The 19248-nt window shown below is 65.8% G+C and carries 18 protein-coding genes; 12 read left to right on the top strand and 6 right to left on the bottom strand.

Features of this window, described 5'->3' with window-relative positions:
* Window positions 1-15: 15 nt before the first annotated feature.
* A complete protein-coding gene (locus LDZ26_RS05030) occupies window positions 16-1689 on the top strand; it encodes an electron transfer flavoprotein-ubiquinone oxidoreductase (RefSeq protein ID WP_244848439.1) in 1674 nt (557 codons plus the stop codon).
* A 45-nt stretch (window positions 1690-1734) separates the two neighbouring features.
* Here the strand turns inward: LDZ26_RS05030 and aroC are convergent, their stop codons facing one another.
* The 3 genes from aroC to LDZ26_RS05015 form a co-directional block, all read right to left on the bottom strand.
* Entirely contained in the window at window positions 1735-2841 is a 1107-nt protein-coding gene (gene aroC, locus LDZ26_RS05025; protein WP_244848438.1) for a chorismate synthase, read from the bottom strand.
* Between the two features lie 64 nt (window positions 2842-2905).
* Entirely contained in the window at window positions 2906-4858 is a 1953-nt protein-coding gene (locus tag LDZ26_RS05020; RefSeq protein WP_244848436.1) for an MFS transporter, read from the bottom strand.
* 157 nt (window positions 4859-5015) lie between these two features.
* Window positions 5016-5483 (bottom strand): CBS domain-containing protein, encoded by a 468-nt coding sequence (locus tag LDZ26_RS05015; RefSeq protein ID WP_175940065.1) that lies wholly within the window; start codon window positions 5481-5483, stop codon window positions 5016-5018.
* Window positions 5484-5713: 230 nt separating this feature from the next.
* Here LDZ26_RS05015 and LDZ26_RS05010 point away from each other — a divergent pair, with 230 nt between their 5' ends.
* The 3 genes from LDZ26_RS05010 (at window position 5714) to LDZ26_RS05000 (ending at window position 8293) form a co-directional block, all read left to right on the top strand.
* The gene (locus tag LDZ26_RS05010) at window positions 5714-7048 is read left to right on the top strand and encodes an O-acetylhomoserine aminocarboxypropyltransferase (protein ID WP_244848434.1); all 1335 of its coding nucleotides are present in this window, start codon (window positions 5714-5716) and stop codon (window positions 7046-7048) included.
* Window positions 7045-7875 carry an alpha/beta fold hydrolase gene (locus LDZ26_RS05005; protein WP_244848433.1) on the top strand — a complete coding sequence of 277 codons (831 nt, stop codon included), beginning with the start codon at window positions 7045-7047 and terminating at the stop codon, window positions 7873-7875. The genes LDZ26_RS05010 and LDZ26_RS05005 overlap by 4 nt, the downstream gene beginning before the upstream one ends.
* Window positions 7876-7972: 97 nt before the next feature.
* Window positions 7973-8293 (top strand): Mpo1-like protein, encoded by a 321-nt coding sequence (locus LDZ26_RS05000; protein WP_175940062.1) that lies wholly within the window; start codon window positions 7973-7975, stop codon window positions 8291-8293.
* 6 nt (window positions 8294-8299) lie between these two features.
* Here the strand turns inward: LDZ26_RS05000 and LDZ26_RS04995 are convergent, their stop codons facing one another.
* A complete protein-coding gene (locus LDZ26_RS04995) occupies window positions 8300-9607 on the bottom strand; it encodes a YihY family inner membrane protein (protein ID WP_370650650.1) in 1308 nt (435 codons plus the stop codon).
* Between the two features lie 119 nt (window positions 9608-9726).
* Here LDZ26_RS04995 and wrbA point away from each other — a divergent pair, with 119 nt between their 5' ends.
* The 5 genes from wrbA (at window position 9727) to LDZ26_RS04970 (ending at window position 13888) form a co-directional block, all read left to right on the top strand.
* On the top strand, window positions 9727-10344 hold the full coding sequence (gene wrbA / locus LDZ26_RS04990) for an NAD(P)H:quinone oxidoreductase (RefSeq protein WP_244848431.1): 618 nt from the start codon (window positions 9727-9729) through the stop codon (window positions 10342-10344).
* Between the two features lie 7 nt (window positions 10345-10351).
* Window positions 10352-10744 carry a DUF2069 domain-containing protein gene (locus tag LDZ26_RS04985; protein ID WP_244848430.1) on the top strand — a complete coding sequence of 131 codons (393 nt, stop codon included), beginning with the start codon at window positions 10352-10354 and terminating at the stop codon, window positions 10742-10744.
* A 158-nt stretch (window positions 10745-10902) separates the two neighbouring features.
* Window positions 10903-12360, top strand: a complete 1458-nt coding sequence (locus LDZ26_RS04980) for an FAD-binding oxidoreductase (RefSeq protein WP_244848429.1) — start codon at window positions 10903-10905, stop codon at window positions 12358-12360.
* Window positions 12357-13160, top strand: coding sequence for a metallophosphoesterase (locus LDZ26_RS04975; protein WP_244848428.1), 804 nt, complete (start codon window positions 12357-12359; stop codon window positions 13158-13160). Before LDZ26_RS04980 ends, LDZ26_RS04975 begins: the two co-directional genes overlap by 4 nt.
* 20 nt (window positions 13161-13180) lie before the next feature.
* A complete protein-coding gene (locus tag LDZ26_RS04970; protein WP_244848426.1) occupies window positions 13181-13888 on the top strand; it encodes an SOS response-associated peptidase in 708 nt (235 codons plus the stop codon).
* Here LDZ26_RS04970 and LDZ26_RS04965 read toward each other — a convergent pair.
* Together LDZ26_RS04965 and LDZ26_RS04960 are read right to left on the bottom strand one after the other, a co-directional pair.
* Window positions 13885-14049 (bottom strand): hypothetical protein, encoded by a 165-nt coding sequence (locus tag LDZ26_RS04965; protein ID WP_175940055.1) that lies wholly within the window; start codon window positions 14047-14049, stop codon window positions 13885-13887. The genes LDZ26_RS04970 and LDZ26_RS04965 overlap by 4 nt on opposite strands.
* A 133-nt stretch (window positions 14050-14182) precedes the next feature.
* On the bottom strand, window positions 14183-15121 hold the full coding sequence (locus LDZ26_RS04960; protein WP_175940054.1) for a LysR family transcriptional regulator: 939 nt from the start codon (window positions 15119-15121) through the stop codon (window positions 14183-14185).
* A gap of 253 nt (window positions 15122-15374) precedes the next feature.
* On the opposite strand from LDZ26_RS04960, the gene LDZ26_RS04955 reads away from it, so the two are divergent.
* From LDZ26_RS04955 to LDZ26_RS04945, 3 genes are read left to right on the top strand one after another with little or no spacing between them, the layout of a single operon-like run.
* A complete protein-coding gene (locus LDZ26_RS04955; protein WP_244848425.1) occupies window positions 15375-16844 on the top strand; it encodes an efflux transporter outer membrane subunit in 1470 nt (489 codons plus the stop codon).
* An 11-nt stretch (window positions 16845-16855) separates the two neighbouring features.
* Window positions 16856-19048 (top strand): FUSC family protein, encoded by a 2193-nt coding sequence (locus LDZ26_RS04950; RefSeq protein WP_244848424.1) that lies wholly within the window; start codon window positions 16856-16858, stop codon window positions 19046-19048.
* A complete protein-coding gene (locus LDZ26_RS04945; RefSeq protein WP_206467971.1) occupies window positions 19038-19238 on the top strand; it encodes a DUF1656 domain-containing protein in 201 nt (66 codons plus the stop codon). The genes LDZ26_RS04950 and LDZ26_RS04945 overlap by 11 nt, the downstream gene beginning before the upstream one ends.
* The last annotated feature ends 10 nt before the right edge of the window (window positions 19239-19248 follow it).

Below are 19248 nucleotides of genomic sequence, written 5' to 3'. Positions count from 1 at the left end.
TAGAGAGGAATATTGATGACCCCGGCGAGCCTTATCGAGCAATACGGTCCCCGCGAATCGATGGAATACGACGTGGTGATCGTCGGCGGCGGCCCAGCGGGTTTGTCGGCTGCGATTCGCCTGAAGCAACTGGCGGCGGAAAAAGGCGTCGAAATCGGCGTCTGCGTGCTGGAGAAAGGCTCGGAGGTCGGCGCGCACATCCTCTCGGGCGCGGTGATGGACCCGCGCGGCCTCACGGAACTCATCCCCGACTGGAAGGAACAGGGCGCGCCGCTCGACGTGGAAGTGACCGAAGACCGGTTCCTTTTCCTGTCGCCTACCGGCGCAAAGCAGGTCCCGAACTGGCTGCTTCCCGACAACTTCAAGAATCACGGCAACTACGTCGTGAGCCTGGGCAACGTCACGCGCTGGCTCGGGCAGCAGGCCGAAGCGCTCGGCGTCGAGATTTTCCCCGGATTTCCGGCAGCGGAAGTGCTCTATGCTGACGACGGCTCGGTGCGCGGCGTCGTCACCGGCAACATGGGCGTCGGCAAAGACGGACAACCGACCGACAACTTCCAGCTGGGCATGGAACTGCACGCGAAGTACACGCTCTTCTGCGAGGGCGCGCGCGGGCATCTGGGGCGCCAGCTCATCGACAAGTTCAAGCTCAATCAGAATGCCGATCCGCAGGTGTACGGCATCGGCATCAAGGAATTGTGGGAGGTCGATCCGGTCAAGCACAAGCCGGGGCTCGTGATTCACACGGCCGGCTGGCCGCTGGAACCGGATACGTACGGCGGGTCGTTCCTCTATCACATGGACAATAACCAGGTCGTGGTCGGCTTCGTGGTCGGGCTCGGGTATTCGAATCCGTACCTGTCGCCGTTCGAGGAATTCCAGCGTTACAAGACGCATCCGTCCATCCGTGGCTTTCTGGAAGGCGGCAAGCGCCTGTCCTACGGCGCGCGGGCCATTACGGCGGGCGGTCTGATGTCGCTGCCGAAGCTGACGTTCCCGGGCGGCGCGCTCGCTGGCGACGACGCCGGTTTCCTGAACGCATCCCGAATCAAGGGCAGCCACGCGGCGATCAAGACCGGCAAGATGGCCGCCGAAGCCGCGTTCGACGCCGTGCAGGCCGGACGTCAGGCCGACGAACTGACAGCTTACCCGGAAGCATTCGAGAACTCCTGGCTCAAGACCGAGCTCTACCGCGCGCGCAACTTCAAGCAGTGGATGAGCAAGGGCCTGTACCTCGGCTCGTTCATGGTCGGGCTGGAGCAGAAGGTGATGGGCGGCAACGTGCCGTGGACGCTGCATCATCAGCATTGGGATCATGAGATGCTGAAGCCGGCGTCGCAGTGCAAGCCGATCGTGTATCCGAAGCCCGATGGCAAGCTCACGTTCGATCGCCTCTCGTCCGTGTTCATCTCGAATACGAATCACGAAGAGAATCAGCCGGCGCATCTGACGCTGAAAGATCCGAGCGTGCCGGTCAACGTGAATCTGCGGACGTATGCCGGTCCCGAAGCCCGCTACTGCCCCGCCGCGGTCTACGAATTCGTGAAATCGGAAGACGGTAGCGATCGCCTGCAAATCAACGCGCAGAACTGCGTGCACTGCAAGACGTGCGATATCAAGGACCCGACGCAGAATATCGTCTGGGTGACGCCGGAGGGCGGCGGCGGGCCGAACTATCCGAACATGTGACGAGAGCGCCGGTCCCAGGACCGGCGTTTCTTTTTTTATGCGGCGTTACTTGCCCGGTACGTGCGCGGGAATCTTCGGCGTGGCGACGGTCACATCGCCGCATTGCGCGCGGTGCCGCAGCGCGTGGTCCATCAGCACCAGCGCGAGCAGCGCCTCCGCGATGGGCGTCGCGCGGATGCCGACGCAAGGATCGTGGCGCCCGAACGTCTCGACGGTAGCCGGCGCGCCCGACTTGTCGACGGACTGACGCGGCGTGCGAATGCTCGACGTCGGCTTGGTAGCGATGGACACGGTAATGTCCTGCCCGCTCGAAATGCCGCCGAGAATGCCGCCCGCGTGATTGGTGGCGAAGCCTTCGGGCGTCATCTCGTCGCCGTGCTGCGAGCCGCGTTGCGCGACGCTCGCGAAGCCCGCACCGATCTCCACGCCCTTCACGGCGTTGATGCCCATCATCGCGTGGGCGATGTCGGCGTCCAGCCGGTCATACAGTGGTTCGCCAAGACCGACCGGCACGCCGCTCGCCACCACTTCGATGCGCGCGCCGACCGAATCGCCATCGCGGCGCAGAGCGTCCATGTACGCTTCGAGCTGCGGCACGACATCCGCGTTCGGCGCGAAAAACGGATTCTCGCGCACGTGTTTCCAGTCGACGAACGGAATCGGAATCTCGCCGAGCGCGCTCATGTATCCGCGCGTTTCGATGCCGAACTTCTCGCGCAGCCACTTCTTCGCGACCGCGCCCGCCGCGACCGTCGGCGCAGTCAGGCGCGCGGATGACCGCCCGCCGCCGCGATAGTCGCGCACGCCGTACTTTTGCCAGTAGGTGTAGTCGGCATGACCCGGACGGAACGTCTCGGCGATATTGCCGTAGTCCTTGCTGCGCTGATCCGTGTTGCGGATCAGAAGCGCGATGGGCGTGCCGGTGGTGACGCCTTCGAACACGCCCGACAGAATCTCGACCTGATCGGCTTCCTGCCGCTGCGTCACGTGACGCGACGTGCCCGGACGGCGCCGGTCGAGTTCCACCTGAATGTCGGCTTCCGTGAGTGCCATGCCCGGCGGGCAGCCGTCGATCACGCAGCCGATCGCCGGTCCATGCGATTCGCCAAAATTCGTGACGGTGAAAAGCGTGCCAAGGGTGTTGCCGGACATGAGTCGACCTGAGAGAAGTGTCGGGGGAGACCGCTATTATGCCAGCGCCGTCCAGCGTCCACCGCTATCGCCGCGCGCCTCGCAGCGCCGTCACGCGGTCCTGCAAGTGCTGCGGGGTCGCATCTTCCGGGGCGATCGGCTCGCCCACCGCTAGCGTAAGGCGCGTCATCACGCCTCGCCGAATGGGACGCGGCCACTGCGCGTTCTGATCGCGCGAGAAGACGCTGCCCCACAGTCCGCGCAGCGCCATCGGCACGACGGGCGCGGGATGCCGCCGCAAAATCTCCGAGATACCGTGCCTGAACGGGTTCATTTCCCCGGTACGCGTGAGTTTCCCCTCGGGGAAGATGCAGATCAGATCGCCGTCTTCGAGCGCGCGCTGGCATGACTGATACGCGCGTTCGAGCAATTCCGCGTCTTCGTGCGCGGGCGCGATCGGGATCGCCTTCACATGACGGAACAGCCAGCCGACGAACGGCGTGCGAAAGATGCGGTGATCCATCACGAAGCGGATCGGGCGCGGACTCTCAGCCATGATGACGACCGCATCCACGTAACTCACGTGATTGCACACGAGCACCGCCGCGCCGTGCGACGGAATGCGCGCGGCATCCACCAGGCGAATGCGATAGAACGTGTGCACGAGCATCCACGCGATGAATCGCAGCAGAAACTCGGGCACGAGCGAGTAGATATAGACGGCGACGAGCACGTTCAGCAGCGCCGTCACGAGAAAGAGACCGGGAATGCCCACGCCCATCGACGTGAGCGCGAGCGCCATGAGCGCCGAGACGATCATGAAGAACGAATTGAGAATGTTGTTCGCGGCGATGATGCGCGCGCGGTGCGTCGGCTGGCTGCGCGCCTGAATGAGCGCGTAGAGCGGCACGCTGTAGAAGCCGCCGAACATCGCGAGCAGAAACAGGTCCGCGAGAATGCGCCAGTGCCGCGACACGAGCAGAAATTCGCTGACGTTGAGCAGATGCGAAGCCGGCGCGATGCGGTGACTCGCGAAGAACAGGTCGATCGCAAACACGCTGATGCCGATGGACCCGAGCGGCACCAGCCCTATTTCGACGCGGTGTTTCGAGAGCCGCTCGCAGAGCAGCGACCCGGTGCCGATGCCCAGCGAAAAGGTGGCTAGCAGAATGGTCACCACATCGGGATTCGCGGACAGCACGTCTTTCGCGAAATTGAAGAAGGACGTGAGAAACGTCGCGCCGACGAACCACAGCCACGAAATGCCGAGCAGACTCAGAAACACGGTTCGGTCCGACCGGGCGAGTTTCAGGTTGCGCCAAGTCTCGGACACCGGATTCCAGTTGATGCGCAGATCGCGCTGAGACGCCTCCGACTTCGGCACGGAGCCCAACACGACGCGCCCGACGATCGCGAACGCGAGGCACGCCGCAGCGAGCCACAGCGCGCCGTGCTCCGCCGCGCCCGCCGCCGCCCCGCCGATGATCGTGCCGATGAGAATGGCGACAAACGTGCCCATTTCGACGAGGCCGTTGCCGCCGACGAGTTCGGTGCCTTTCAGATGCTGCGGCAGATAAGCGTACTTCACGGGACCAAAGACGGTGGAATGAACGCCCATCAGGAAGGTGCAGACGTACAGCAGCGGCGCGCTGTGCAGCAGGAATCCGGCGCCGCCGATCAGCATCACGACGATCTCGAAGCTCTTCACGAGACGCGCGAGCACGGCTTTGTCGTACTTGTCGGCGATCTGTCCGGAAGTCGCCGAAAACAGCACGAACGGCACGATGAAGATGGCGGAGATCAGAAACGCCGCGGTCTTCGGATCCACGCCGGAGAAGCGCGCCGCCTGAAACGTCACGAGCGAAGTGAAGCCGACCTTGAAGACGTTGTCGTTCATGGCCCCGAGAAACTGCGTCCAGAAGAACGGTGCGAAGCGGCGCTCGCGCAGCAGACGGAACTGGCTCTCGCCTGCTGCGGGCGAGTTGCGGGAAGCACGCGGGCCTGCGTCGTTCTTTGCGTTCAACGGGTTGTCACTCATGGGTTGTCGGTCAAACTGTGTCTTTGTGTGCTCAAACGCCGGGCGAAAAAAAACGCGCCCTTCGGCGCGCTGCGATGTTCCGGCTCGACTTCTGTATGGCGATTTCGGTCAGTGCAGGCAGCCGCGCGACGACGACGCGCGGCATCAAGCCCTGACGTCAGCGAACGTTCTGCTGCTCCTGCTGGCCCTGCTCTTCCGGCCAGTCGCGGATATACGCCTTCAACATGCGATTCTCGAAACCCTGCTCCTCGACCACGGCCTTCGCCACGTCGTAGAACGAGATGACGCCCATCAGCGCGCGATTCTCCATGACCGGCAGATAGCGCACGTGATGCTCCAGCATCATGCGGCGGATTTCGTTCACGTCGGTTTCCGGCGTGCAGGTGAGCGGATGGTCGTCCATGACCTTGCGGATGGTCGTGGTGCCGACGCCGCCGCCGTTCTCGCGCAGCGTCAGGATGATTTCGCGGAAAGTCAGCATGCCCACCAGATCGCCGTATTCCATGACGACCAGCGAGCCGATGTCGTGCGCCGCCATCACGTTGATCGCGTCGGAGAGCGGCGTATCGGGCGTAACGGTGAATAGCGCGTTGCCCTTCACCTTCAGAATATCGCTGACTCGCATGACTTTCTCCTTGCGAAATGCCTGTTCAGATGCCTAAGCGTTTGTGAAACCATGGGTCGATGCTATCGGAAAGGCCCGCAAAAGGAAAGCGAACGGCGCCCGCGTTAGCCTTTCGGATAAGGCTTCGCGGCCCGGCCGCAGGCGTTCGCCCTAGGTTTGCGCGCGCCGCCGCGATGATAGGATGGCCGACCGACATTTTCGCCGGACGCACGCCGCGCCGGCCGCCGACGATGCCCGCCAACCGCTTCGATACGCTCGCGCTGCACGCGGGCGCCGCTCCCGATCCCGCCACCGGCGCACGCGCGACGCCCATCTATCAGACCACGTCGTTCTCGTTTCGCGACACCGACCACGCCGCCGCGCTGTTCAACATGGAACGCTCGGGGCACGTCTATTCGCGCATCTCGAATCCGACGGTCGCCGTCTTCGAGGAGCGTGTCGCGGCGCTGGAGAACGGCGTCGGCGCCATCGGCACGGCGAGCGGGCAGGCGGCGCTGCATCTGGCGATCGCCACGTTGATGGGCGCGGGCTCGCATATCGTCGCGTCCGCCGCGCTGTATGGCGGCTCGCATAATCTGCTGCATTACACGCTGCGGCGCTTCGGTATCGAAACCACGTTCGTGGCGCCGCACGATCTCGACGCGTGGCGCGCCGCCGCCCGGCCGAACACGCGCCTGTTCTTCGGCGAGACGCTCGGCAATCCGGGGCTGGACGTGCTCGATATCGCAGGCGTCGCGGAGATTGCGCACGCGCACGGCGCGCCGCTGCTCGTCGATTCGACGTTCACGACGCCCTACCTCCTGCGCCCGTTCGAGCACGGGGCGGATCTCGTCTATCACTCCGCGACGAAGTTTCTCGGCGGCCACGGCACCACCATCGGCGGCGTGCTGGTGGATGGCGGCACCTTCGACTTCGCCGCGAGCGGCCGTTTCCCCGAATTCACCGAGCCTTACGAAGGCTTTCACGGCATGGTCTTCGCCGAGGAAAGCACGGTCGCTCCGTTCCTGCTGCGCGCCCGGCGCGAGGGCCTGCGCGACTTCGGCGCGTGTCTGCATCCGCAGGCCGCGTGGCAACTGCTTCAAGGCATCGAAACGTTGCCGTTGCGCATGGACCGGCATGTCGCGAATACGCGCAAGGTCATCGAGTTCCTGCTGAGTACGCCGGCGGTCGAAGGCGTGGCCTATCCCGAACTGCCGACGCATCGCGATCATGCCCTCGCCAAGCGCCTGCTGCCGCGCGGCGCGGGCGCCGTCTTCAGCTTCGATGTGCGCGGCGGCGTGCCGGCAGCGCGCGCGTTCATCGAATCGCTGACGCTCTTCTCGCATCTGGCGAACGTCGGCGACGCGCGCTCGCTCGTCATTCATCCGGCCTCCACGACGCATTTCCGCATGGACGCGGCCGCGCTCGCCGCCGCGGGCATCGGGCCGGGACGGATTCGCCTTTCGATCGGGCTGGAAGATCCTGACGATCTGATCGATGACCTCAAACGCGGGCTGAAGGCTGCGCAAAAGGCCGCCGAGAGCGGTGACGGCGCGAACGCGACGCCGCTCGGGAGCCGCGCATGATGCTCGATCTTGACGGCCGCCGCGCCTACGCCTACACCGGCGGCAAGCTTTTCGACGCGGCGCGCCCCGCCGTCGTCTTCATTCACGGCGCGCAGCACGACCATAGCGTGTGGGCGTTGCAGACGCGCTACTTCGCGCATCACGGCTTCGGCGTGCTGGCGCTCGACCTGCCCGGCCACGGCCGCAGCGACGGTCCCGCGCGGCACGACATCGCCGGGCTCGCGGACTGGGTCATCGGCGTGCTCGACGCCGCAGGCGTGCGCCGGGCCATGCTCGTCGGCCACAGCATGGGCTCGCTGATCGCGCTCGACGCCGCCGCGCGCTATCCCGACCGCGCCGCCGGTCTCGCGCTGATCGCGACAGCCGCCCCGATGACGGTTTCCGACGCCCTGCTCGACGCCGCCCGCGAGCGCGAGCCGCAGGCGATAAGCATGGTCAACCAGTGGTCGCATTCGACCATTGCGGCGAAGCCTTCGAGTCCCGCACCCGGCTTCTGGCTGCAAGGCATGAATCAGCGGCTGATGGAGCGCGTGAGCGCATTGGGCGAGGGGCAGCTTTTTCACACGGACTTCAGCGCCTGCAACGCTTACACGGAGGCGCTCGACCGCGCCGCGTCCGTGCGCTGTCCCGTCACGGTGCTCTACGGCAAGCGCGATGTGATGACGCCGCCGCGCGCCGCGCGCTCGCTCGTCGATGCATTGCGCAAGGCGGGCGGCCGGGTGCGCACGGTCGAACTGGACGGCGGCCACGCGCTGATGACTGAACAGCCGGACGCCGTCCTCGATGCGCTAATCGCGTTCGCGCTGGAGTGTGCCGAAGGCCAGTGAAGCGCGGCTTGCGCGCTTGGGGCCGCCGGTCGCAGAATGGATCCTGCTGATGAATCGGATATCCGCCCAGCAGCGGCTCATCGACACGGAGGCCATCATGGCGCACACGGCACACGGGGAGCACTTCGCGAGCTTCGCCGAGTTCTATCCGTATTACCTCGAAGAGCACCGCAACCTGATCTCGCGCAGGCTGCATTTCATCGGCTCGCTGGGTGTGATCGGCTGCCTCGCGATGGCGCTCGCCACCGGCGACTGGCTCTGGCTTCCGGCGGCCGTCGTCTGCGGCTACGGCTTCGCGTGGATCGGACACTTCTTCTTCGAAAAGAACCGCCCGGCCACCTTTCGCCATCCGCTCTATAGCCTGATGGGCGACTGGGTCATGTTCAAGGACATCTGCATCGGCCGGATTTCGCTTTAAGCCGCGTTATGCCGTTTGTTGGGGCATCGGCGAACGCGGCGTCTCGCGCACCGGCGCATTCGGCAGTTCCTTCGCGCGCACCGCGATCAGCGAGCCCAGCGTCGCTTCGAGTTTTTCGTTCTGCAGCGCGTTGATGAGCGCATCGCGCTCGATCTGAGTGGCATCCAGACGCAACTGGTAGTCCAGTTCTTCGCGGTCGACGACAAATTCCTGAAACAGCATGGTAAGCGTGATCTGGTTCGGATTCGCGATCATCACGTAGCGCGGCATGCGCGCGTCCTCCAGCCTGCCGATCCAACCGAGCGTGTCGAGCCGCGCGATGATGCGCGTGGACGTATCGAGATCGCAGCGCACCAACTTCGACAATTCGAGCGCGGTATAGCCGGGCTTGCCCTCCTCGCGCGCCTCGACGAGCCGGGCAAGAATTTCGAGCGCGTCCAGCAGGTCGCTGCCCGGAAACGCGCGCCGGTGATACTGCCCGATGCGGATGGCGGGCAGCGCCGAAGTCAGCATCGCGCCGACGAGCGCGATCATCCAGCAGAGATACACCCACAGCAGAAACACGGGCAGCGAGGCGAACGCGCCATACACGGCGGTATAAGTGGGGATGCTGCGCACGTAGAGCCCGAAGCCGCGCTTGCCGATCTCGAACGCGACGGCGGCGATCAGCCCGCCCACGACCGCATCGCGCCACTCGACCTTGCAGTTCGGCATGTAGACGTAGGTGATCGTGAAGCCGAACACCGTGAGCGGCAGCGAAACGCCGGTGAGCAGCCATTCGACGACGGGCGGCATCAGATTATGCGAGCCCGCGTACGCAACCGAATGCGCGAAGACATAGGACGAAATCGACAGGCTGCAGCCAAAGAGAATCGGGCCGAGCGTGATGATCGACCAGTAGACCAGCACGCGCTGCGCGAGCGGACGCGCCTTCTTCACGCGCCAGATGACGTTGAATGCGGATTCGACCGTCATCATCGTCATCACGGACGTGACCAGAAGGATGATCATCCCGACGGTCGTGAGCCCTTTGGCCTTCGACGCGAACTCGTTCAGGTATCCGAGGATCTGGCTGTTGATCTGCGCGGGCATGAGGTGATCCGCGAGGAAATCCTGCAACGAAGCCTGGAAAGACCCGAAGATGGGAAACGCCGTAAACAAAGCGAAAGCGACAGTGGCGAGCGGCACGAGCGACAGCACGCTCGTGAACGTGAGACTGCCCGCGACTTGTGCGACGCGATCCTCGCCGATACGCCGCGCGACGAAACCGGCGAGGCGCTTGACTGCTGCGAGATCGATTGAAGGACGCTGCAAACGTTTTCTCCTGTGCATTGCATGGGGTCGCCGCGGTTCACGAACAGCCAGCCCGCTGACCGCCTCGCCCCACGCACGCCGACCCAATCCCTATAATAGCCGTTCACCAAAAAGCTCATATGAACGACATCCTCGTGCTTTACTACAGCCGCCACGGCGCGACGCGCGAGCTTGCGCTCGCGATCGCGCAGGGCGTCGACAGCGTTCCCGGCATACAAGCCCGCGTGCGTACGGTGCCGCCCGTTTCCACCGTCTGCGAAGCGACGCAACCCGACATTCCGGCAGACGGCCCGCCCTACGCGGAGTTGCGCGACCTCGAAGAATGCGCGGGCCTCGCGCTCGGCTCGCCGACGCGCTTCGGCAACATGGCCGCGCCGCTCAAATACTTCCTCGACGGCACCACGCCGCAATGGCTCTCCGGCGCGCTCGCCGGCAAGCCCGCGAGCGTCTTCACATCGACCGGCAGTCTCCACGGCGGCCAGGAAACCACGCTGCTTTCGATGATGCTGCCGCTTCTGCACCACGGCATGATGATCGTCGGCATTCCGTACACCGAGTCCCGGCTGACGACGACGCAAACCGGCGGCACGCCGTACGGCGCATCGCATCACGCGCGCACCGGCGACGAGGCCGGCCGGCAAGGCATCTCCGCCGACGAGAAAGCGCTCGCCGTCGCACTTGGCGCGCGTCTTGCCCGCGCGGCGCGCGACCTCGTTCGCGGCGCGCAGGCGAACTGAGCCGGCCATGCGCGCGCCTTCCGTCGACGAATCCCGAAACCACGGCGCGTTCGCACTCGGCGCCACCACGAGCCTCGCCGCGCTCATCGCGCTCACACTGCTCTGGGAGTTGTGGCTCGCCCCGCTGCGCCCCGGCGCGTGGGTGCTTGCGCTGAAGGCGCTGCCGCTCGCATGCGCGCTGCCGGGCGTCGCGAAACGCAACGTCTACACGCTGCAATGGTCGTGCATGCTCGTGCTGCTGTATCTCGCCGAAGGCATCGTGCGCGGCATGAGCGACACGGGCTTGTCCGCGCGGCTCGCCTGGCTCGAAGCGTTGCTTGCGCTCGCATTCTTCGTTTGCGCAATCGCCTATGTCGCGCCATTCAAGCGCGCCGCGCGTGCGTACAAACGCCAGCGATGACCGCTGTCGTGCCGCTTCGTGCTTGCGCTGAGAAGCTTTGTAGCACGAAATACGGCCACAGGCGCATGGGGCGCGCGTGCCTATGCCATTCGGCCGATGCTTCGCCAATCGGCCGCCTGCGTGATACTGTCGCTTAATCTCAGCACTTCCCTTCGCCCATGACCGCTTCTGCCGCAACTTTCATCGACGCCTGCGTTCAACTGATCGGCGCGTCGCACGTCCTCACCGATGACCACGACACCGAGCCGTATCGCGTTGACTGGCGCAAGCGCTATCGCGGCAACGCCTGCGCCGTGCTGCTGCCCGCCGACACCGAACAGGTCGCCGGCGTCGTGCGGCTCGCGCGCGAGCATCGCGTGGCAATCGTGCCGCAAGGCGGCAACACGGGACTCGCGGGCGGCGCGACGCCGGATGCAAGCGGCGCGCAAGCCATCATCAGCCTGAAGCGGCTGAACCGCATTCGCGGCGTGGACCCGCACAACAATACGATCACCGTCGAAGCGGGCGTCGTGCTCGCCGAGATTCAGGCGCGCGCCGAAAGCGCGCAGCGTCTCTTCCCGCTGAGCCTCGCGGCGGAAGGCAGTTGCACGATCGGCGGCAATCTGTCGACGAACGCGGGCGGCACCGGCGTGCTGCGCTACGGCAACACACGCGAGTTGTGCCTCGGTCTCGAAGTGGTGACGCCGCAAGGCGAAATCTGGGACGGCCTGCGCGGACTGCGCAAGGACAACACCGGCTACGATCTGCGCGATCTCTACATCGGCGCGGAAGGCACGCTCGGCATCATCACGGCGGCCGTGATGAAGCTGCATCCCGCGCCCGTCGCCAAGGTCACGGCGCTGGCCGGGCTGGCCTCCCCTCATGCCGCGCTCGACTTTCTCGCCATGGCGCAGCAGCACGCCGGCCCGCTTCTGACCGGCTTCGAACTGATGTCCGACTTTTCGATGCGCCTCGTCGGACGCCATTTCCCGCAACTGCGTTATCCGTTCGGCGAGCCGCACGCGCAGACCGTGCTCCTGGAGCTGTCCGATAGCGAAAGCGACGAACACGCCCGCGCGCTCTTCGAACGCCTGATGGAGCAAGCCATCGAACAAGGCATCGTCGAGGACGCGGTGGTGGCCGAGAACCTCGCGCAGTCGCAGGCATTCTGGGACTTGCGTGAGCACATTCCGCTCGCGCAGGCGCAGGAAGGGCTCAACATCAAGCATGACATCGCCGTGCCCATTTCGAGCATCGGCCGCTTTATCGACGAAACGGATGCGATCATCGCGAAAGCCGTGCCGGGCGCGCGCATGGTCACGTTCGGGCATCTGGGCGACGGCAATCTGCACTACAACGTTCAGGCTCCGGAAGGCGTCGATCAGAAGGCGTTCCTCGTCGAGTACCAGACGCCGGTCAACGCGCTCGTGTACGAGCAGGTACACAAGCATCGAGGGAGCGTCAGCGCGGAGCACGGGCTCGGGCAACTGAAGGTGGACGAAGCCATGCGCCTGAAATCGCCGGTCGAAGTGCGGCTGATGCAAACCATCAAGGCCGCGCTCGATCCCGAGAATCTGATGAACCCCGGCAAGGTCGTGCGCTGGAACGCCGAAGCCGGCAAGGAGAGGACCGCATGAAGATTCGTGTGCTCTCGGACCTGCATCTGGAATGCGACGAGCCGCTCGCCATTCCCTATGCCGACGCCGATCTCGTCGTGCTCGCGGGCGACATTCACAACCACGCGGAAGGCTTGCGCTGGGCAGCGGAGAACTTCGACAGCGGCGTGCCCATCGTCTATGTGCCCGGCAATCACGAGTACTACGACGGCGAGTTCGGCGCGATGGAAGCCGCGATGCACGACGCCGCGCGCAGCGTCGACAACGTGCACTATCTGAACAACGCCGCACTCGTCGATCGCAGAGGCGCGTGGCGCGTGCTCGGCACGACGCTCTGGACCGACTTCGCCTTGTTCGGGTCGGGCGCGGATGAGATTGAGAAAGCGAAGGAAGCGTGCGCGAAGGTGATGCTGGACTATCGCGGCCTGATCCAGCTCGCCTGGCCCGAACCCGACGGCGAACCGCATGCCTTCACGCCGGACGATTCGCTCGCGCTGCACGTACAGGCGCGCGCGTGGCTCGAAAGCGAGCTGGCGAAGCCGTTCGCGGGGCAGACCATCGTGGTCACGCATCACGCGCCGCTGCGCGAAAGCCTCGCGCCGCGCTATGCAGAAGACATCGTGTCGGCGGGCTTCATCAATCACTTGCCGGCACTCGCCCGAGAACCGGTCGCGCTCTGGATTCACGGCCACACGCATACGGCGTTCGACTACACCGTGAACGGCACGCGCGTCGTGTGCAATCCGCGCGGCTACTTCGACAAGCGCACGCAGCGCTGGGAGAACCCGGAATTCGCGTGGGACAAGGTCGTCGAGATCTGACGCCGAAGTGGAGGAACGCCATGTGCGGCCGAATCAGCCAGTACCGACTGCCGATGCACTATGCCGAGCGCCTGCATCTGAAGAACCCGTTCGTACTCGTGGACGCCGCCGACCGCCGCCCCGGCTATAACCTGTCGCCCGGCACGCATCCGCTCGCGGTCTATCCCGACGAGACCATTCGCGCGGTCCATTGGGGCTACTGCCCGCCGTGGGCCCGAGAGAAGAAACTGCCGCAGACGATCAACGCGCGCGTCGAGACGGCATCGACGAGTGCGTATTTCCGGGACTTGTGGCGCAACGCGCGCATCCTCGTGCCGGCGGACGGCTGGTTCGAATGGCGCGTGGAACCGCGCCCGGGCGATCGCGCGGGCAAGCCGTTCAAGCAGCCGTATTACATTCGCCGCGCGGACGGCGAGCCGATGTTTCTCGCGGCGCTCACGAGCATCGTGCGCGATGAAGACGCCGCGACGCCGGGCGCGGGCTTCGTGATCGTGACGTCGAAGGCAGACGAGGGTCTGGTCGATGTGCACGACCGCCGTCCGCTCGTCTTTTCGCCCTCTGCGGCCCGGCGCTGGCTGGACGCGACGGCCACGCCCGCCGATCTTCAAGCGCTCGTGAAAAGCGATGGCGTGCCTGCCGCGCACTTCGTCTGGCATCGCGTGACGAGCGACGTCAATCGCACGGTCAACGACGAACCGCGCCTCATCGAGCCCTTAGAAGCCGCTTAGCGACGATAGCGGTCACGATCGTCGTCGATCCGCACCGGCACGAGGCGCCGCTTGGCCTCACGCTCGGACTGGGCGCGCATTGCCTGAAAGAGGTCGCGCGAGGCAGGCACGGCGACCAGCACCAGTAGCGCGGCAAGGGCGAACAACAAAGGCGTGCTCATTCGACGTTTTCCCGGAAAAGTTGCGTTGAGGGGAGTCCAGACGAGTCCAGACGTTACCAAGCTGCGGACGAAACGGGCGTAAGCAAGTGTTGCACCGCGCTTTATTCGGTAACGAAAGACTCGAGCGGGCGCATCAGGTCGCGACGAACTCTTTGAGCGACTCCTCGTCGGCTGCGAGCGTTGCGGGCAACGCCTCGCGCAAGAACTCGACCCATGTGCGGATCTTCGCGTCCAGATACTGGCGCGACGGATACAGCGCGTAGACCCGCAGCTCCTGCATCGTGTATTGCGGCAGCACCCGCACGAGCGTCCCTGCGCGCAGCGCGGGCAGCGCGGAGGACGTCGGCAGCACGCCGATTCCCATGTTCTCGCGAATCGCGACGACCATCGCTTCGGCGACGTTCACCGTGAACGTGGACGGCCCGAGCGTCACGGTCTCCTGCCCGTTCGGTCCGTCGAAGACCCATCGGCCGGGCGGAAACACCGGCGTGATCAGATGCAGACAGGTGTGGTGCGCCAGATCGGCCAAGGTGTGCGGCGCGCCGTGCTTTTCGATATACGCCGGCGATGCGCACGCGATGCTGAACACCGTGCCGAGCCGCGCGGATACGAGGCCCGAGTCCGGCAACTCGGAGGCGAGCACGAGCGACACGTCGTAGCCTTCGTCGAGCAGGTCCGGCATGCGCTGCGCGAGCGTCAGATCGACCTGCACGGACGGATGCCGCTCCTGGTAGCGCGAGATCATCGGCACGACGTAATGCTGGCCGAAGCTCGTCATCGAATGCACTTTCAGACGGCCGGCCGGACGGGCGTGCGCGTCGCTCGCCTCGGCTTCGGCCTGATCGACATACGCCAGAATCTGCTCGCAGCGTTGAAGATAACGCTCGCCCGCTTCGGTCAACGCGATGCGGCGCGTCGTGCGATTCAGAAGGCGCGTGCGCAGATGCGCCTCCAGATCCGACACCGCCCGCGACGCGTAAGCGGTCGTCGTATTCAGATGTTGCGCGGCGGCGGTGAAGCTGCCTGCCTCGACCACGCGCACGAATACGCGCATGTTTTGGAGCGTGTCCATAGCGTTCTTCGACCCTGAACTGTCCTGTCGTCTCCTCAGACCTGAGCGACTGCCCTCGCATTGTTGCATGGGCTAGGACTCCGCATTCTCTCACGATCTGCAAGAATTCTTTGCGATAGCGCCGGTTATTCGCGGATCGTTGCAAAAATATAATCACCGCTTGGTCGATTCTTTTGCGATTGAGGAGCGGAACGTGCAAGGCCGGGGGTTCAGACGCGCTAGCTGCGCCGCGCTGCTTACAACAATACTCACGATGGCGGGCTGCGCAAGCACGGGCGACATCGCGCCGCAGGACTCGCTGAAGGACGCTTCGGCGCTCGATGCCGGCCACGCGATCGAAGCGACCACCCGCGCCGCCGATGCCGACGCCGCCTGGCCCGATGCGCAATGGTGGCGCGCCTACCGCGACCCGCAGCTCGACGCATGGATCGCCCGCGCGACGGCCGGCAATCCGACGCTAGCGATGGCCGCGGCGCGCGTGCGCGAGGCGCGCGAACAGGCGGGCATCGCGCGCTCGGCGCTGTTTCCACATGTGGACGGCAGCATGAGCGTCACCCGCAAGAAATGGCCGGACAACGCGTTCTACGGGCCCGGGCCTTTCGCGGACGCCACGACCTGGGACAACACGGCCGGTCTCACCCTCTCCTACGATCTCGACCTGTGGGGCCGCGACGAGCACGCCGCCGAGCGCGCGCTCGATGTCGCCCACGTGCGGGCCGCCGATGCGCGGGCCGCGCAACTCGAACTCCAAACGAACGTCGTGCGCGCCTACGTCGGCTTTTCGCAGTCGTTCGCGCTGCTCGACATCGCGCAGCAAACGTACGACCAGCAGGCGCGCATTGCCGAACTGGCGCGGCGGCGGCTGAAAGGCGGGATCGGCACGCAGCTCGAAGTGAGTCAGGCCGAAGCGCCGCTGCCCGAGTACGAACGCCAGATCGATCTGTACAAGGAAGCGATCCAGCTCGCGCGTCATCAACTGGCCGCGCTCGCGGGCGGAGGCCCCGGCGCGGGCGAAGCGCTCACGCGCCCGGCGCTATCGCTCGCGACGCCGCTGCCGCTGCCCTCTTCGTTGCCCGCGGAACTCATCGGGCATCGGCCGGATATCGTCGCGGCGCGCTGGATGGTCGCGGCACAGGCGCGCGGCATCGACGTCGCGAAGGCGCAGTTCTACCCGAACATCAATCTGGCGGCGTCACTCACGCAGATGTTCGCGGGCGGCGCGCTGTTGAGCTTCCTGACGAGCCAGGCGACCGGCTACGCGTTCGGCCCGGCGCTCTCGCTGCCGATCTTCGAAGGCGGACGGCTGCGCGCGCAACTCGGCGCGGCGTCGGCGCAATACGATCAGGCGGTCGACCACTACAACGCGACGCTCGTCGCGGCGCTCAAGGACATCGCCGATCAGGTCGTGCGCGTGCAGTCGCTCGACACGCAGCTCGAAACGTCGGGCCGCTCGGTCGCCGCCGCGCGCAAGAACTACGACCTCGCCAACGAAGGCTACAGGCGCGGCCTGACCGATTACGTCAACGTGCTGATCGCGCAGTCGCAACTGCTGCGCGCAGAGGACGGCGAAGCGCGCGTGCGGGCGCAGCGGCTTGCCGCCTACGCGACGCTCACGGCCGCGCTCGGCGGCGGCATCGACGATCCCGCGAACGGACCGGACGCAGCGAAGCTCGCGCCGTCGAAGCATATCGGGCCGCTCGCTCGCGTGGCCGGCGAGAAGTAGAGGGAACGCGCATGTCGTCCTTAACTGCCAAACCCGCGCATCAATCCGCGCATCAATCCGCGATGGACGCGCTCGCCGACTGGGCGCGCACCGATGGCCTCGCGTGGGTCTACATCTTCAAGGCGGTGCTCGCGGCGCTGCTCGCGCTCTGGATCGCGATGCGCCTCGACATGCAGCAGCCGCGCACCGCGATGACCACGGTCTTCGTCGTGATGCAGCCGCAAAGCGGCATGGTGCTCGCGAAGAGCTTCTATCGTTTCTGCGGCACGATGGTCGGTCTCGTCGTGATGCTCGCGCTGATCGCCGTTTTCGCGCAGCAGCCGGTGCTCTTTCTGTCGGCGACGGCGCTGTGGTTCGGCGTCTGCACGGCGGGCGCGGCGCGCAACCGCAATTTCCGCTCGTACGGCTTCGTGCTCGCGGGTTACACGGCGGCGCTGATCGGCATTCCGGCCGCGCAGCATCCGGATGGCGCTTACTTGTCGGCGCTCACGCGCGTGGGCGAAGTCACGCTCGGCATCGTCTGCGCGGGCACGGTCAGCGCGCTCGTTTTTCCGCAGCACGCGGGCGAGCAGATTCGCGCGACGGTGCGCCGCCGCTTCGCGCAGTTCGTCGATTACGTATGCCGCGCGATGTCCGGCGACATGGAGCGCGCGCAGATCGAGCGGGCGAATCTCGGCTTCGTCGCGGATGTCGTCGGCTTCGAGGCGGCGCGCAGTGTCGCCGTGTTCGAGCATCCGGAATCGCGGCGGCGCGGCGGACGGCTCGCGCGCCTCAATAGCGAATTCATGACCGCCTCGACGCGCTTTCACGCGCTGCATCAGTTGATGAACCGACTGCGCGACAGCGCGTCCGCGACGACCATCGCGGCGCTGACGCCGTTCATCCACGAAGTCCCGCCGCTCTTGCTCGACGCAGGCGAGCCCGTGCGCAATGCCGCCGAAGCCGCCCACGCCGCCGCGCGATTGCGCGAGTTCAAGGCTGCGCTGCCGAAGCGCGTGCGCGCGGCGCGCGAGACGATCGCGAGCGACGCGGCCTTTGCGCCGCTGGAATTCGACACCGCGACGGAACTGCTCTACCGCTTCGTCGACGACATGCTGGCGTACGCGGAAACGTACGCGTCGCTGGCTGCGCCGTCGCATGAACGCGAACGCTGGACCGCGCGCTACGTGCCGAAGACCAACCTCGCCGCCGCCGCGATCTCCGGCGTGCGCGGCGCCATCGTGATGTTCGTGCTCAGCGCGTTCTGGATCGCCACTGCGTGGCCGAGCGGCGGCACGATGGTGCTGAACGCGGCGGCCGTTTGCGCGCTCGCGTCGTCGTCGCCGCGCCCAACGCTCATGTCGGCGCAAATGGCCATCGGCACGGCGCTCGCTGCGGTGGTCGGCATGATCGTCATGTTCGGCGTGTTCCCGCACATGGACGGCTTCGTGCTGATGTGCGTCGCGCTCGTGCCCGCCCTCTTGCTCGGCGCATTCCTCAGCACTCGGCGTCCGGTGGCGGGCGTGGGCATCGGCTATTGCATCTTCTTCTGCTTTCTCGCGGGTCCGGACAACCTCGTTCACTACGATCCCACCGGCTTTATGAACGACGGCATCGCGCTCGTGCTGTCGATGATCGTCTCCGCCGTCGCGTTCGCGATCATCCTGCCGACCGATGCGCCGTGGCTGCGGCGTCTGTTGCTTGCCGACCTGCGCCGCGAAGTCGTGCTTGCGCGGCGCGGCCGTCTGACGAACGTGGCGACGCGCTTCGAGAGCCGCACCCGCGACGTGCTTTCGCAGATCGACGCGCTCGCCGCTGGCCGGCCCGCGCTGCAACGCGAGGCGCTGCGTTGGCTCTTTGCGGTACTGGAGGTCGGCCGCGCGGTCATCGACTTGCGGCGCGAGATCGCCGCGCTGTCCGACGCGCCGGAGTATGCAGCTTCTCAGCCGTGGCGGCGCGCGATCGACGCCACGCTCGATGCCGTCGCGCGTCTCTTCGATCGCCCGAATACGGCGCGCTTCGATGCCGCGCTGCGCTGCGCGGAAACCGCCATCGCCGAAGTGCAGCGTCTCATCGCGGCGTCGGAGCGTCCGCGCGAAGAGCGGCATCGGTTGCAACGCATCGCGAGTCATCTGCATTTCATTCGCACCGCGCTGCTCGATCCCGAGTCGCCTTTCGCCACGCCCGATTCCGATTCACCCGAAGGAGCGCCCCATGCCGCGTGACACCGCGATTCTCGAAGCCTATGTGCCGACGCTCTTGCTTCTGTTCGTTGCGGGCGCGCTGATCACATGGGTGATCGACCGCGCGCTCGCGCTGACCGGCATCTATCGCGTGGTCTGGCATCCGGCGCTGTTTCGCGCGAGCCTGCTCGTCTGCATCTGCGGCGCGCTCGGGCTCGCGGTGTATCGCTGAAAGCAGTCAT

The organism is Caballeronia sp. SL2Y3 (assembly GCF_022879575.1).
In the GTDB taxonomy this organism is placed as follows: domain Bacteria; phylum Pseudomonadota; class Gammaproteobacteria; order Burkholderiales; family Burkholderiaceae; genus Caballeronia.
Note: the sequence above shows the minus strand (reverse complement) of the source record. Positions and strands in the feature narration are given on the sequence as shown.